Annotated in this window: 13 protein-coding genes; 7 read left to right on the top strand and 6 right to left on the bottom strand. The window is 69.3% G+C overall.

Annotated features, from left to right (window positions below; all coding sequences use genetic code 11):
- Positions 1-942 carry a DUF389 domain-containing protein gene (locus ACFYTE_RS00350; RefSeq protein ID WP_388702797.1) on the top strand — a complete coding sequence of 314 codons (942 nt, stop codon included), beginning with the start codon at positions 1-3 and terminating at the stop codon, positions 940-942.
- A 584-nt stretch (positions 943-1526) separates the two neighbouring features.
- Here the strand turns inward: ACFYTE_RS00350 and glmM are convergent.
- The 3 genes from glmM to rplM form a co-directional block, all read right to left on the bottom strand.
- A complete protein-coding gene (gene glmM, locus ACFYTE_RS00345; RefSeq protein WP_388702794.1) occupies positions 1527-2885 on the bottom strand; it encodes a phosphoglucosamine mutase in 1359 nt (452 codons plus the stop codon).
- Between the two features lie 224 nt (positions 2886-3109).
- Positions 3110-3622, bottom strand: coding sequence for a 30S ribosomal protein S9 (gene rpsI / locus ACFYTE_RS00340; protein WP_030173946.1), 513 nt, complete (start codon positions 3620-3622; stop codon positions 3110-3112).
- 42 nt (positions 3623-3664) lie between these two features.
- Entirely contained in the window at positions 3665-4108 is a 444-nt protein-coding gene (rplM, locus tag ACFYTE_RS00335) for a 50S ribosomal protein L13 (RefSeq protein WP_388702790.1), read from the bottom strand.
- Between the two features lie 326 nt (positions 4109-4434).
- Here rplM and ACFYTE_RS00330 point away from each other — a divergent pair, with 326 nt between their 5' ends.
- From ACFYTE_RS00330 to ACFYTE_RS00305, 6 genes are all read left to right on the top strand, one after another.
- Positions 4435-5322: a hypothetical protein gene (locus ACFYTE_RS00330; protein WP_388702787.1), complete on the top strand. Its 888-nt coding sequence runs from the start codon at positions 4435-4437 to the stop codon at positions 5320-5322.
- 22 nt (positions 5323-5344) lie between these two features.
- On the top strand, positions 5345-6718 hold the full coding sequence (locus ACFYTE_RS00325) for a glycoside hydrolase family 26 protein (protein WP_388702784.1): 1374 nt from the start codon (positions 5345-5347) through the stop codon (positions 6716-6718).
- 280 nt (positions 6719-6998) lie between these two features.
- Positions 6999-8450 (top strand): glycosyltransferase family 2 protein, encoded by a 1452-nt coding sequence (locus tag ACFYTE_RS00320; protein ID WP_388702782.1) that lies wholly within the window; start codon positions 6999-7001, stop codon positions 8448-8450.
- Between the two features lie 21 nt (positions 8451-8471).
- Positions 8472-9695, top strand: coding sequence for a glycoside hydrolase family 113 (locus tag ACFYTE_RS00315; protein WP_388702780.1), 1224 nt, complete (start codon positions 8472-8474; stop codon positions 9693-9695).
- Between the two features lie 15 nt (positions 9696-9710).
- Positions 9711-10808, top strand: coding sequence for a sugar phosphate nucleotidyltransferase (locus ACFYTE_RS00310; RefSeq protein ID WP_388702777.1), 1098 nt, complete (start codon positions 9711-9713; stop codon positions 10806-10808).
- 20 nt (positions 10809-10828) lie between these two features.
- The gene (locus ACFYTE_RS00305) at positions 10829-12856 is read left to right on the top strand and encodes an acyltransferase family protein (RefSeq protein ID WP_388702775.1); all 2028 of its coding nucleotides are present in this window, start codon (positions 10829-10831) and stop codon (positions 12854-12856) included.
- Here the strand turns inward: ACFYTE_RS00305 and truA are convergent.
- The 3 genes from truA to ACFYTE_RS00290 all read right to left on the bottom strand — a co-directional run bounded on the left by truA (position 12834) and on the right by ACFYTE_RS00290 (position 15570).
- Positions 12834-13703, bottom strand: a complete 870-nt coding sequence (gene truA, locus ACFYTE_RS00300; RefSeq protein WP_388702773.1) for a tRNA pseudouridine(38-40) synthase TruA — start codon at positions 13701-13703, stop codon at positions 12834-12836. The two genes, ACFYTE_RS00305 and truA, sit on opposite strands and share 23 nt — an antisense overlap.
- Before the next feature lie 143 nt (positions 13704-13846).
- Positions 13847-14362 (bottom strand): 50S ribosomal protein L17, encoded by a 516-nt coding sequence (rplQ, locus tag ACFYTE_RS00295; protein WP_388702771.1) that lies wholly within the window; start codon positions 14360-14362, stop codon positions 13847-13849.
- Positions 14363-14547: 185 nt separating this feature from the next.
- Positions 14548-15570, bottom strand: coding sequence for a DNA-directed RNA polymerase subunit alpha (locus ACFYTE_RS00290; protein ID WP_062640332.1), 1023 nt, complete (start codon positions 15568-15570; stop codon positions 14548-14550).
- Between the last annotated feature and the right edge of the window lie 103 nt (positions 15571-15673).

Below are 15673 nucleotides of genomic sequence, written 5' to 3'. Positions count from 1 at the left end.
ATGCTTCACCTCCGGCTGATCGTCCCGTCCGACGCGACCGACGACGTGGTGCGCCTCATCGAGCGGACCGTCGGCGCCACGCACCTCGTGGTGCTGCCCGGCGCCGCCCGCAATCCCGTCGGGGACGTCGTCATGTGCGACGTGGCCCGGGAGGCGGGCGATGAACTGCTCACCGCGCTGCGGGAGTCGGGCCTTGAGGAGACCGGCTCGATCGCCGTCGAGAACATCGACCTGAGCCTGTCCAAGCGGGCCGACAAGGCCGAGGAGGAGGCGCCGGGCGAGGGCGCGGACGCGGTGCTGTGGGAACACCTCGCCGAGGCGACCCACGAGGAGTCGACGCTCACCGTCACCTATGTCGCGTTCCTCGCCGTGGCCACGATGCTCGCCGCGTGCGGTGTGATGCTGGACAACGCGATCCTGATCGTCGGCGCGATGGCCGTCGGCCCGGAGTTCGGGCCGCTCGCGGGGATCTCTACGGCGCTCGTCCAGCGGGCGCCGCACCTGGTGTGGCGGTCGCTGTGGGCGCTGCTCGCCGGGTTCGCCGTGGCGATGGTGCTGACGGCCGGTTTCAGCGGGCTGATGGACGTGTTCGGGCTGTTCGAGAAGTCGATGGTGGAGGCGGCCCGGCCGAACACCGCGTTCATCTGGAAGCCGGACGCGATGTCGTTCGTGGTGGCGTTCCTGGCCGGTATCGCCGGCACCCTGTCCCTGACGTCCGCCAAGTCGGGCGCGCTGATCGGTGTGGCGATCTCCGTGACCACGGTCCCGGCGGCCGCGAACGCCGCGGTGGCCTTCAGCTACACGGACTACTCACAGACCTGGGGTTCCGTCTTGCAGTTGCTGGCCAACCTGGGCGGAATCGTCCTCGCGGGCAGCCTCACCCTGCTCACCCAGAAATTCCTCTGGTCAGAACAACGACGCCGCCACCAGCCATCCCCCTGACCACCACCCCAGGCTCCCACCCCGACCCTCCACCCGAACGAACCCGCTCGGCTCCCCGTCGGCTGTTCGCGGCCGGCCACCGGGAGGATCGGACTTCGAGCGGCGAGGGCCGCACCGGGCGGCGGATCGGGTTCTCCGGTCGGTCGGGGCCAGCAGACGGGATTCGAGACCTACCCGGCACCCCTCCCCCACACCGGCAAACCACCCGCCCGGCCGAGAGGCCGACCCTCCGCCCAGGCGGCCCGGTAGGTCCCCCGGCCGACTCCGGCACAGACTCCGGTCGGCCACCGGCCCCGATCCAAACCCGGACGGCGCAGCCCACCAGCCGAGCGCACCGCATTCGAGGGCTCCCCAACGCGACATCACCCCGCCGGCAACCCGCCCCACCGACCCACACGACCACCCGCCCGGCCAAGCAGCCCGAACCACCGCCTCGTCGGGCCCCCGCCAGGCTTCCGGCTCCGCCCCCTCCCCGCCGGAGCATCCCGGCCGGGAGGGGCAGGAGCCCGGCCAGACTCCCTTGGCTCCCCCGCGACCGTTAAGGCCTGGCGCAGGCGACCAGCCGGGCGTGGCGGGTTCGGGGGTTACCCCAGTGCTGACTTCACCGCGTCGGCGAGTCGGCCGGCGATCGAGCGGGCCTGGTCGATGTCCGCCGCCTCCACCATGACGCGTACCAGCGGCTCGGTGCCCGAGGGACGCAGCAGTACCCGTCCGGCGGAGCCCAGCTCCCGCTCCGCCTCGGCGACCGCGGCGGCGAGGTCGGCGGAGGTCTTCACCCGGGACCTGTCCACGTCCGGCACGTTGATGAGGACCTGGGGCAGCCGCTCCATGACCGACGCGAGGTCCCGCAGCGTACGGCCGGTCTCGGCGACCCGTGCGGCCAGCAGCAGCCCGGTCAGCGTGCCGTCGCCGGTGGTGGCGTGATCGAGGACGATGACATGCCCGGACTGCTCGCCGCCGAGGGCGTAGTCGTGCTCCTTCATCTCCTCCAGGACGTAGCGGTCGCCGACCGCGGTCTGCACGAGGCGGATGCCCTCGCGCTCCATGGCCAGCTTGAAGCCCAGATTCGACATCACGGTCGCGACAACGGTGTCGGAGCGCAGTGCGGAACGCTCCCGCATCGCCAGCGCGAGCACGGACAGGATCTGGTCGCCGTCGATCTCCTCGCCGGTGTGGTCCACGGCCAGGCAGCGGTCGGCGTCGCCGTCGTGCGCGATGCCGAGGTCGGCGCCGTGCTCGACGACGGCGGCCTTCAGCTGGTCCAGGTGGGTGGATCCGCAGCCGTCGTTGATGTTGAGCCCGTCCGGCTGGGCGCCGATGGTGACGACCTGTGCCCCGGCCCGGGAGAAGGCCTCCGGCGAGACACCGGCGGCGGCGCCGTGCGCCTCGTCGAGGACGATCTTCAGCCCGTCGAGCCGGTTGGGCAGCACGCCGAGGAGGTGGGCGACGTACTGGTCGAACCCTTCGTCGTAGGTCCGCACCCGGCCCACGCCCGCGCCGGTGGGGCGGTCCCAGGGGGCGCCCGTGCGGTGCTCCTCGTAGACGCCCTCGATCCGGTCCTCCAACTCGTCGGCGAGCTTGTGGCCGCCGCGGGCGAAGAACTTGATGCCGTTGTCGGGCATCGCGTTGTGGCTTGCGGAGAGCATGACACCGAGGTCGGCCCCGAGGGCTCCGGTCAGATACGCCACCGCGGGCGTCGGCAGCACGCCGACCCGCAGTACGTCCACGCCCGCGCTGGCCAGGCCCGCGACCATCGCGGCCTCCAGGAACTCCCCGGACGCACGCGGGTCCCGCCCGACCACCGCCGTCGGCTTGTGGCCCGCGAAGCTGCCCGCCTCGGCCAGCACATGCGCCGCCGCGACGGAGAGGCCGAGCGCCATCTCGGCCGTCAGATCCGCGTTGGCGACGCCGCGCACGCCGTCCGTGCCGAAGAGTCGTCCCACTTGTCCTCCTGAGGAAGCGTCAGTTGCGAAGCCGTAGCGCATGCGACGGTTCGCTGCCGGGTCGGTGCGGCTCTGCATTCCAGGCATCGCATGCCTGGATATCCGATCACACAAGCCTTTGAGCGTCTTGTGCCGTTATACGCCCTTGGCCTGTGATATACGAACGCCCCGGTGGCACTGTGGCGTGCCGCCGGGGCGTTCGGAGTACGAGCAGGCAGCTGCGATCAGCGCTTGCTGTACTGCGGAGCCTTGCGGGCCTTCTTCAGACCGGCCTTCTTGCGCTCGACCGCACGGTCGTCACGACGCAGGAAGCCGGCCTTCTTCAGCGGGCCGCGGTTGTTGTCGACGTCGGCCTCGTTCAGCGCGCGGGCGACACCGAGACGGAGCGCACCGGCCTGACCGGAGACACCGCCGCCCGCGATGCGGGCGATGACGTCGTAACGGCCTTCCAGCTCCAGAACCTTGAACGGCTCGTTGACTTCCTGCTGGTGCACCTTGTTCGGGAAGTAGTCCTCAAGGGTGCGGCCGTTGATCTTCCACTTGCCGGAGCCCGGAACGATCCGGACCCGGGCGATGGCGTTCTTACGGCGGCCCAGGCCGGCGGCCGGCTGGGGCTCGCCGAAGCGGGAGGCCAGGGACTCCGAGGTGTACTCGCCCTCGACGGGCACCTCGGACTCGGTGGTGTAGCTGTCGATGTCAAGCTCTTCGAGCGGCTGCTCGGCAGTGGTCTCGGCCACGATTCTCCTCAGATTCTCTTCAGTCTTAGGGGGTGGCCGGACTTACTGCGCGACCTGGGTGATCTCGAACGGCACCGGCTGCTGCGCGCCGTGCGGGTGCTGGTCACCCTTGTAGACCTTCAGCTTCGAGAGCATCTGACGGCCCAGGGAGTTCTTGGGGAGCATGCCCTTGACGGCCTTCTCGATGGCCTTCTCGGGGTTCTTGTCGAGCAGCTCGTCATAACGGACGGAGCGCAGACCACCCGGGTAGCCGGAGTGGCGGTACGCCATCTTCTGGGTCCGCTTGTTACCCGTGAGATGCACCTTGTCCGCGTTGATGATGATGACGAAGTCACCAGTGTCGACGTGGGGGGCGTAGATCGGCTTGTGCTTGCCCCGGAGGAGGGTGGCGGCGGTCGTGGCGAGACGACCCAGGACGACGTCCTGAGCGTCGATGACGTGCCACTGACGCGTCACATCGCCGGGCTTGGGGCTGTACGTACGCACGGTTCGTAGCCTTCGCTATCTTCAGTGAATGGTCCTGACAAGGTCACCGAAGACGATCACGACAGCCCTGACCGCACTGCGGTGACGCAAACCGCGTGCTGGTCGCTGGTCATCGGCCCGGTGGACCGGTGTAAGGGCCCGTCCCGTGAGAATGAGCAAGCCAATACACAACGAACATGCAGGATACCGGGGCGCCTCGGGTGGGTCAAAACGAGTGGCCTCCGACACCTCCGGCGGCGAAGATGCGCCACCCTGCGCCGATAGGTCCCCTATCGCCCCGGGCAGGGGCGCACCGGCACACCCGGTCCCCGTCTAGGATGCGCCCCATGAGCTATGGGCAGGGGGGACCCCAGTCCCAGTGGGATCCCTGGAAACCGCATTCTCAGCAGCCCTGGAGCAGCGGCGGCAGCCAGACCCCGGACTGGGCCGCGCTGGCGGAGGCCTCGGAGACCCGGAACAAGCGCCGCAAACTGCTGTTCATCGGCGGCGGTGCGCTCGCCACCGTCGCGGTCGGCGCGGCCGTCGCGATGGCCGTGGTCTCGGCGAACGGCGACAACGGCGACAAGAACGCGTCGGGACAGCCCACCGACCTGCCGGCGAGCGCTTCCCTGCCGAGCGACTCCGCCGCGCCCGCGCCGTCCTTCGATCCGACCAGCGCGCCGCCGCCGCTGGACCCGAAGGACTTCATATCCAGCGCGCAGAAGGACACGGCACCGCTCAGCGCCGACACCCTCTTCCCGGGCACCCAGCTGACCATGGGCGAGACCGTCTACAAGAAGGGCGCCACCGCCGACGCCGAGGACTGCGACTCGGCCGCCGGCGGCACCCTGCCCAAGGTCCTCACCGCCAACGACTGCACGCGGCTGCTGCGGGTCAGCTACCTCAAGGACGGGGTCGCGGTCACCGTCGGCGTCGCCGTCTTCGAGACGGAGGCCCAGGCCGTCAAGGCGAAGGGCCAGACCGACAAGAAGAGCATCGTGAAGTCCCTCGCGGGCAAGGGCGTCCCGGCCTTCTGCGACTCGGCGGTCTGCCGCTCGACGACCAACTCCTACGGCCGTTACACCTACTTCACCATCGCCGGTTTCACCGACGGCAAGGACGTGACGACCAAGGACACCAAGGTCTTCTCGACCGGGGACGACCTGGCGGAGTTCACCTTCCGGCAGATCCGCCGCCGCGGCGAGGCCCAGGCGTCGGCCGCGGCCGGCGAGTGACGCACAGCACCGGCGCGACATCTTGGACCTGGACAGACGGACACGGGTAGGGCTGATAGCGGCCGCGGCCGGCACGGCCCTGCTGGCCCCGCTGGGTGTATGGGCCTGGCCCGAGGGCGAGGGCGCGGCGCACGGTCCCCGCCTCGTCCCCACCGATCTGCGCGGGCGCGACCCCGCGGCGACACCCGCCGCGCGCCGCGTCTACGCGCTGCTGGCCGGGCTGGAGAACGCCGCCCGCCGCGGCCGCCCGAGCCGTACGGTGATCGGCCAGCACGTGGAGCTGCAGAACGAGCGGTACAACGCGCAGTACGGCGACTACCGGGGCACCAAACAGCCGGGCTACTACTACCGCAAGGCCCGCGACATCACCGGGCGGCTGCCCGGCTTCGTCGAACTCGACCTCGGCCCCGGCTACGGCCGTCCCGGCTGGGCGGTGGGCGAGGCCCGCTCCTACTCCGCGGCCTGGCCGTCCTGCCGCCGCTCCTGGGGCTATGTGGAGGACGCCGTGGACCTCGCCGTCGGCGTGTGGGCGGGCCTGCCCCGGGCGGCCGACGGTTCGTACCGGCCCTCCGGCACGCACCGCGAGTGCGCGTCCGGCGCGGAGGTCTCCCTGCCGCACAACGGGGGCGGCCCGGCGGGCCTGGTCGGCTTCTCCTTCCACCAGCCCTACCCGGGCAGCCCCGTCAAGGGCTTCCAGCAGACGCTGCACCGCAACTCCCCCGGCGCCGCGGACCCCGGCTGGTTCGGCCGGGTGGTCACCGAGGGCAGCCCCGAGCACCGGGCCCTGCTGCACGACCTCGCCTTTCTCGCGGACCACCTGGGCTATCTGGCCGGCCGTGGGGTGCCGGTGCTGCTGCGGCCGTACCACGAGATGAACACGGCTCCGGGGCACGGTTTCTGGTGGTCGGGGCAGGACCCGGCGGAGTTCCGCAGGCTGTGGCGGCTGACGTACGACTACCTCGTGCACCGTCGCGGCCTGCACAACCTGATCTTCGTCTGGTCACCGAACTCCTGGGACGGGACGTACGGGCGCGAGCCCGACGCGTACTACCCCGGCGGCCGCTACGTCGACGTCGTGGGCGTCGACGACTACAGCGACACCCCGGCCAGGCCCTTCGGCGAGGGCGCCTGGACCGAGGTCTGGTACCGCGGCCTTGAGGCGTACCGCAGGCCGCGGATCGTCGCCGAGTCCTTCCACGTGCCGCTCAACGCGGCCCAGCCCCGGACCCTGGCCCGGACACCGTGGGTGCTGTGGACCGTGTGGGGCCAGGCACTGACGTACGACAACGTCTCCGCGCCCCGGCAGAAGAACACCTCGGCGGATGTGAAGCGGACCTACGGGTCGGCGAGGGTGATCACGGGCGGGCAGCACCGGCCGTTCACCCACACCACATAAGAGACGGTCGCACCACTGCACACGTGGTGAACTCTTGATGTCGCCTTCCTCACAAGAGTTCCCGCTGTCGTGCATATATGCGAAGATAGGTCGTCTGTTCGGCCAGTGGTTCGGAGCCCGGGGGGGCATCTGAGGCTCCACTGGCCAAGACGCCAGAAAAGGCGTTGAGGGGGATGGAACCCGGAACAACACCATCGCCGCGGTGCGGCCACGCCCGCCGCGACGGAGATCCGTCGATGCCTCAACGCGCCACCGATCTCACAGGAGTTCCGCAGCAGTCATGGCAGCGACAGTCGTCGACGGGGGGGTGCCGCATTCGCGGCACAACGCGAAACTGGCCAAACGCACCGCCGGCTGGAAGCCGGGCATCCTGCCGTTTCTGATCCCGATGGTGGGCCTGCTCTGTTTCAGTCTCTGGTCCTACACCCCCAGTCAGTCACCGCTGGCCTGGGTGATCACCATCGCCTGGGCCCTCCCGGTGCCCGGCGTGCTGGTGTCGATCCAGGGCTTCGTCCTGATCCGCCGCCGGCAGCGCAAGGCGCATCTGATGACCCCGCCCGCGCCGGTGGAGCAGGACTTCCTGATCGTCCTCGTCCCCACCATCGGCCGGCACGACACCTACCCGGCCCTGGAACGCTCGGTCCTGTCGTACGTGGAGCACCTGCCCTTGTGGTTCCCGTACATGCGCGTGGACGTGCTCACCGAGGAGGGCTGCGAGGCCGCCGAGCGCATCGACGCCCTGGCCGCGAACAGCCCGCTGATCCGCGTGGTCACCGTCCCGAAGGCCTACGAGACCAGGAACGGCACCCGCTTCAAGGCCCGCGCCAACAACTACGCCCACGAACTGCGCATCGAGGAGGGCGAGGCACTCGACCATGTGTGGGTCCTGCACATGGACGACGACACCGGCGTCGGCCCCGACACCGCCTCCGCGCTCGCCCAGTTCATCAACCGCCAGCGCCGGGCCCCCGCCGACCAGGTCAAGCACATGGCGCAGGGCATCCTGACGTACCCGCGCGAGAACGCGGTCAGCATGATCACCTGGTTCGCCGACGCCATCCGTCCCGCGGACGACATCGCGCGGTTCCGCGCCTTCACCGGGCTCGGCACGCCGGCCGCCGGTGTGCACGGCGAGCTGCTCGTCATCCGCGCCTCCGTCGAGGCCGAGATCGGCTGGGACTTCGGCCCCAAGGAGATCGTCGAGGACGCCCGTCTGGCCCTGACCTTCTGCCGCCTCTACCCGGGCCGCAGCGACTGGTTCAACGGCCGCTGCTACGGCGCCTCGCCGGCCAACACCAAGGACTTCATCAAGCAGCGCGAGCGCTGGGCCTGGGGCCTGGTGGCGCTCTGCTTCAACCGCAAGGTGCCGCTGCGTTACCGCTGGTTCCTGACCATCTGCGTGACCAGCTGGATCCTGGGCCCGCTGCAGCACGTCGGCACCGTGCTGTTCGTGGCCTGGTTCATCGGTGACATGAACACCTCGCCGGTGACCCAGTCGGTGGTCCTGCTGTGGTCGATCAGCTTCGCGTATGTGATCTGGGCGTACTGGGAAGGGCTACGGCTCAACGCGATCGCCTCGGTGAACGGCCGGCGCAGGTGGTGGGAGCCCTTCGCGGTCCTCGCCCTGCTGCCCTACTTCTCTCTCATCGAAGGCACCGGCGGCATCAAGGGCCTGTGGAAGTTCATCCGCCGCGAGGAGAACAAGTTCGTCGTCATCGCCAAGCCCGCCTGACCCGGAAGAGTCCGACATCTCATGAAGCGCGCCCGCTTGCCCCTGCTTGCCGTGCTGCCCATTTCCGTCATCTCCTTCGTGGTCGCGGTCCCCTTCGTCGCGGGTGACCACCCGCTGCGCTGGGACTCCGGCTCCCTCGTGCCCGACCTCGTCCTCAAGGGCGAGGACGGCACGCGGTCCGGCGGCTCCTCGGACCGCGACGGCACGACCGCCGCGTCGCCCTCCGAGCACGTCGCCAAGGTGGACAACCAGTGGAAGAAGGGGATGCCTCAGTGGGGCGTCCAGCTCTACTGGGAGGACAACCCCCACCACCCCCTGGAGTACGTCGAGAAGCAGGCCCGGCTGCACGCCGACTACCTGGTCGGCCTGCACGCCAACTCCGTCAGCGTGTCCTTCCCCTTCTTCACCCCGGGCAAGACCTCGACGAAGATCACCCGCGGTGACAAGACGCCCACCCCCGCCCGGCTCGCCCGCGTCCTGCGGATCTTCCACGAGGCCGGGCTGCGCACCACCGTCCGGCCGCTCATGGACGAGTCGTCCCTCGACATCGCGGACGGCAACTGGCGCGGAAACATCGCCCCCACCGACCGCGACGCCTGGTTCGCCTCGTACGAGAAGTTCCTGACGCCCTACCTGCGGGCGGCGCACGGCGAGAAGGCCGCGACCTTCGTCATCGGCACCGAGCTGAACTCCATGGAGGGCGACCAGCGCTGGGGCAAGCTCGTGGACAACGCCGAGAAGGCCTTCGGCGGCGAAGTCGCATACGACGCGAACTGGGACAACTACGTCAACGGCCCGATCACCATGCCGGTCAACCACCTCGGCATCGACGCCTACTTCCCGGTCAAGGTCGATGATGACGCCTCCGTGAAGGCCCTGGTCGACGGCTGGGACACGTGGCTGGACAAGAAGGCCACCGGCACCCTGCCGAAGATCACCATCGCCGAGGCCGGCATCGGCGCGATGAAGGGCGCCTACCACGCTCCCGGCGATTTCTACACCAAGCGCGCGGTCAACCCGCGAGTGCAGGCCAACTGGTACACGGCCGTCTGCAAGGTCGTCCAGGAACGGAAGATGAGCGGCGTCTACTGGTGGTCGATCTACTTCGACGACGACCCGACCACCAAGCCCGACGACAAGGTTGCCTCCCGGCTCGACTTCGCCGGACGCCCCCTCACCGAGAAGGCGATCAAGTCCTGCTTCACCTCCGATTACGCAGGCCCCGGGACCGACACCGCTAGCTGACCGAGCGAGGCAATCATGCAAGAAGCCATCATCCTGGTGGGCGGCAAGGGAACTCGCCTGCGCCCCCTGACGAACCACACCCCGAAGCCGCTCCTCGACGTGGCGGGCTCCTCCTTCATCCGCCACCAGGTGGCCAAGCTGATGGACGCGGGCGTCGAGCACCTGGTGTTCGCCACCTCGTACCTCGCGAGCCTCTTCGAGGAGGAGTTCCGGAACTTCTCCCGGGACCTGGAGATCTCCTACGCGGTCGAGGAGGTGCCGCTCGGCACGGGCGGCGCGATCCGCAACGCCGGACGCCTGCTGCGCGGCGCACCCGACGCGCCGGTCCTGATCCTCAACGGCGACATCCTCTCCGGCGTCGACCTGCGCGGCCTCCTGGAGCACCACGAGGCCCGCGCGGCCGACGTGACCCTGCATCTCACCCGGGTCGCCGACCCGCGCGCCTTCGGACTGGTCCCCACCGACGACACCGGCCGGGTGCTGTCCTTCCTGGAGAAGCCCAAGACCCAGCAGGAGTGCGTCACCGACCAGATCAACGCCGGCTGCTACGTCTTCCGCCGCTCGGTCCTGGACGCCATCCCCGCCGACCGGGAGGTCTCGGTCGAACAGGAGACCTTCCCGCAGCTCGTCGCCCGGGGCGCGCGCGTCCTCGGCCGCACCACGGACGACTACTGGCGCGACCTCGGCACGCCCCTGGCCTTCGTGCAAGGCTCCGCCGACCTGGTCACGGGCGTGGCGCCCTCGCCCCTCGTCGGACCGCCGGCCGAGGCGCTGATCCACCCCACGGCCACCGTCGACCCGGCCGCGCGCGTCACGGGCGGCTCGACGATCGGTGCGCACGCCGTCATCGGCCCCCGGGTGGTCGTCGACCGTTCCATCATCGGCGCGCACGTCACCGTGGGCGACGGCGCCCGGATCCACGAGTCCGTGGTGGACCACGACTCCACCATCGGCAGCGAATCGTTCCTCCGCGAGGTCGTGGTGGGCTGCCACGCGCACGTCGGCGCGGACAACGAGCTGCCCGCCCAGCTGCGGCTGTCCTGCGGCATCCACATTCCCGCCCAAGGGGTGCGCGTCAGCGGAACGGCTGCCGCCTGCCTGACGGCCCACTGACCACCTGCTACGGGAGAACCGTGACCCGCCATCGCTCAACGGCCGCCCAGGCAGAGCGCCTTCGCAAGTACCGGCCGGACATCCAGGGCCTGCGCGCCGTCGCCATCATGATGGTCGTCAGCATGCACTGCGGCATCCTCGACATCCACGGCGGCGTGGACGTCAGCTTCGTGCTCAGCGGCTTCCTCATCGGCAGCCAGCTCCTCGCCGAGATCGACAAGACGGGCAAGGTGTCCCTCAGCAAGTTCTGGGCCCGCCGCTTCCGCCGCCTCGCCCCGGGCGCCGCCATCACCATCATCGTCACGGCCGTCGTGGCCTGGCTCTACGCGAGCCCGTTCCACTTCCGTGAGTACATGCACGACGGCTTCAGCGCCTCCCTGAGCATCATCAACTGGCGCCTCGCCGAGAACGGCACCGACTACTTCGCCAACGACGGCAGCCAGTCCCCGTACCAGCACTTCTGGTCACTGGGCATCGAGGAACAGTTCTACGTGGTCGCCCCGATCGCGCTCGTCGCCGTCGCGTGGCTCAGCCGTGTCGTCTTCCGCAACCGCCTGCTGGTCGGGCTGTTCCTCATCGCCGTGGTGGGCGCGTCCTTCTGGATGGGCTACACAGAGACCACCAAGAACCAGCCGCTCGCCTACTTCGGGACCCACACCCGCATCTGGGAGATCGCCTTCGGCGTGCTGCTCGCCCTGTGCGCCCCGTTCATCTCCCGCATGAACACCGGGCTCGCGGCCGTCCTGTCCTGGGTGGGGCTCGGCACCACCATCGGCACGGCACTCATCATCACCGAGGAGACCCCGCTGCCCGGATACGCGGTGGCCGGCCCCGTCCTGGGCGCCTCGCTGATCATCGCCGGCGGCTGTGCCGCTCCCGCCTTCGGCGCGGAGAAGCTCCTCGACAACCCCGTCCTCAACTTCGTCGCGAACGTCAGCTACGGCTGGTACCTCTGGCACTGGCCGGTCCTCATCCTCTGGCCCAGCGTCCTCGACCGGGAGTTCACCTACTCCGACCGTTTCCGGGTGGCGTTCCTCTCCCTGTTCATGGCGATCGCCATGCACTACATCATCGAACGGCGCTTCAGGGAGAACGTGAAGCTCGTCCTCACCCCCTGGCGTGGCATCCTCGCCGGCGGGGCGCTGACCGCCTGCGCGGCCGTCGCCACGGCGATCGCCCTTCAGGTGCCGCTCAACCTGTCGCTCGCCACCTCCGCGACCGCTGCCTCCGCCACGGGCTACTCAGGCACCGCTTCGGTGAAGCAGGCCGTGAGCACAATGGACCATCCGAAGATCAGCGAGAACGCGCTGCTGAGCGCGCCCGACGACCGAGGCGACCACGGCTGCATCGACGACCTGCTGATCACCGGCTACACCCTGCGGAACGACTGCGTGATCGGCGACACCAAGGCGACCAAGACCATGGTGCTGCTCGGCGACTCGCACGCCTATCAGTGGGGCAACGCGTTCAACCAGCTCGGCCTCGACCTCAAGGTCAAGGTCATCACGGTGATCAAGAGCGGCTGCACCCCCGAGGCATACAAGATCACCCGCGAGGACCTCGGCCGCGAGTACACCGAGTGCACCACATGGCGGAAGACCGCCCTCGACCGCATCGCCGGGCTCCACCCGGACGTCATCGTCGTCGCCAACCGCGTCCAGTCGACCACCACCCGCGAGGGCGCCCGGGAGACGTTCGAAAAACTCAAGGCCACAGGTGCGGACCTGGTGTATCTGACCGACACGCCATACCCGAACTTCAACGTCCCGGACTGCCTGGCCAAGAACGCGCACCACCTCTCCGCCTGCAACCCGAAGGCCGAGAACGTCGTGGACCGCGCGGAGTACCGACAGATGGAACGCGAGGTCGCCAAGGACTACGGTGCCCGGATCATCGACACGATTCCCGCGTTCTGCGCCAACGGCTACTGCCCGGCCGTGATCGGCGGACACGTCGTCTACTGGGACTACAGCCACATGACGGGCAGTTACTCGAAGTCCCTGGCGCCCTATCTGCGGCCGGCGTTCAAGAAGGTCCTGGCCGGCTGAGCAGGGGTACGTCGCCGCGTACCCGGCGGGCCTGCCGCTGCCGCTCCGCGAGCAGCCCGTCCGCCGGGTAGGCGACCTCCTCCAGGGTCAGCCCGTGCGGACGCACGACATGGACGGCGCTGTCGCGGACACGGGCGTCCAGGACCCGCCGCGGCCAGCCCACGTCACGGTGCCCGTCGCCCACGAACAGCAGGGCACCCACCATGGACCGCACCTGGTTGTGGCAGAAGGCGTCGGCCCGGACCTCGATCTCCACGACGCCGTCCGCCCGCCGGCGCACCCCGAAGTCGAGGATCTCGCGGACCGTCGTCGCCCCCTCGCGCCGCTTCGCGTACGCCGCGAAGTCGTGCTCCCCGATCAGGGACTTCGCTGCGGCGTCCATCACCGCGACATCCAGCGCCCAGTCGTGCCAGAGCACATGGCCGCGCAGCAGCGGATCCACCCCGCCGGGCTGGTCCCCGACCCGGTACACATAGCGCCGCCACAGCGCGGCGAACCGCGCGTCGAACCCGGCCGGAGCCTCGGTGAGCGCCCACACCCGCACGTCCTTCGACAGCCGCCCGGCGAGCCGCTTCAGCAGCTTCTCCCGGTGCTCGGCCCACAGCTCCGCCGGCAGGTCCACATGGGCCACCTGGCCACGCGCGTGCACCCCGGCGTCCGTCCGCCCGGCCACGGTCAGCTCGTACGTCGTCTCCCCGGACCGCGTGACGGTCCGCAGCGCGTCCTCGATCTCCCCCTGCACGGTCCGGCGTCCCCCGGCCTGCTTGGCCCACCCGGAGAAGTCGGTGCCGTCGTACGACAAATCGAGGCGCACCCGTACATGACCGGGCTGTACTTCGTCACTCACCCCTTGATCCTCTCCACTACATGAAAGCGGGCCCGCCCCATGAAAGGAACGGGCCCGCTCACGCGCCCTGAAGGGGCGCGGGGAACTGCGCGACCAGCCACGACGAAGCCGCAGCCATCGGCCGAACAGAACCCCACGGACGCTTACGCGTCCTTGGCCTCCTCGGCGGGAGCCTCCGGCTTGGCGTCCTCGACGGCCTCGTCGGACGGGGCCTCGACGGCCTCCTCCTTCTTGAGGACGTCTTCCTTGACCGCACGCTTGGTGGCGGCCTCGGCCTCACCGGTCGCCTGCTGGGCGACGGTCAGCGCCTCCACCAGCTCGATGACGGCCATGGGCGCGTTGTCGCCACGGCGGTTACCGATCTTGGTGATGCGCGTGTAGCCACCGGGACGGTTCTCGTAGCGCGGGCCGATCTCGGTGAAGAGCGTGTGGACGATGCCCTTGTCCGTGATGACCTGAAGCACCTGGCGACGGTTGTGCAGGTCGCCCTTCTTCGCCTTGGTGATCAGACGCTCGGCGTACGGGCGCAGGCGGCGGGCCTTCGCCTCGGTGGTGGTGATACGGCCGTGCTCGAAGAGGCTCTTCGCGAGGTTGGCGAGGAGCAGCTTCTCGTGCGCGGCGCTGCCGCCCAGACGGGCACCCTTGGTGGGCTTCGGCATTCTTCTTCTCCTGTGTCTCTGCCCCGGCCGTACCAGGTACCGGGGTCAGTATCTGAGCAGACGGTTGTCTGTCAGAGATCCGGACGACAGCCCCGAAGGGGCGTGTCGTCCGGAAAGAGCGCGGGGAACTGTGCGATCAAGCACAACACACCCGCACCCGGCATCGGACCGTCGATCCCGAGCGCTTAATACTGCTCGGTCTCCACGAAACCGGCATCCGCATCGTCGTCCGCGCCGAACGCGTCCGCCGCGGCCGTCGGGTCGAATCCGGGCGGGCTGTCCTTCAGGGCCAGGCCCATGCCGGCCAGCTTCGCCTTGACCTCGTCGATGGACTTCGCACCGAAGTTGCGGATGTCCAGCAGGTCGGCCTCGGAGCGCGCGACCAGCTCACCCACGGAGTGGATGCCCTCACGCTTGAGGCAGTTGTAGGAGCGGACGGTGAGTTCCAGCTCCTCGATCGGCAGCGCAAGGTCCGCGGCCAGCGCGGCGTCCGTCGGGGACGGACCCATGTCGATGCCCTCGGCGTCGATGTTCAGCTCACGGGCCAGACCGAACAGCTCGACCAGGGTCTTGCCGGCCGACGCCATGGCGTCACGCGGACGCATGGCCTGCTTGGTCTCGACGTCGACGATCAGCTTGTCGAAGTCGGTGCGCTGCTCGACACGCGTGGCCTCGACCTTGTACGTGACCTTGAGCACCGGCGAGTAGATCGAGTCGACCGGGACACGGCCGATCTCCTGGCCCACTTGCTTGTTCTGCACGGCGGAGACATAGCCGCGACCGCGCTCGACGGTCAGCTCCATCTCCAGCTTGCCCTTGCCGTTGAGCGTGGCGAGGACCAGATCGGGGTTGTGCACCTCGACCCCGGCCGGGGGCGCGATGTCGGCGGCGGTGACCAGACCCGGGCCCTGCTTGCGCAGGTACATCACGACCGGCTCGTCGTGCTCCGAGGAGACGACCAGCTGCTTGATGTTGAGGATCAGGTCGGTGACATCCTCCTTGACGCCCGGCACGGTGGTGAACTCGTGCAGGACACCGTCGATGCGGATGCTGGTGACAGCGGCACCGGGGATCGACGACAGGAGGGTGCGACGCAGAGAGTTGCCGAGGGTGTAGCCGAAGCCCGGCTCCAGCGGCTCGATCACGAACCGGGAACGGAACTCGTCGACGACCTCTTCGGTCAACGAGGGACGCTGAGCGATCAGCATGTGTGGATCAGATCCTTCTTTCGTGGACGCCCGCTATTTGACGTCCGACGGAAACCGCACCTGTGAAAAGCGCGGGTACTGCAAGGGTACGGGCGGCACGACC

Origin of the sequence: Streptomyces sp. NPDC004629 (assembly GCF_042873595.1) — a bacterium.
GTDB lineage: Bacteria > Actinomycetota > Actinomycetes > Streptomycetales > Streptomycetaceae > Streptomyces.
Note: the sequence above shows the minus strand (reverse complement) of the source record. Positions and strands in the feature narration are given on the sequence as shown.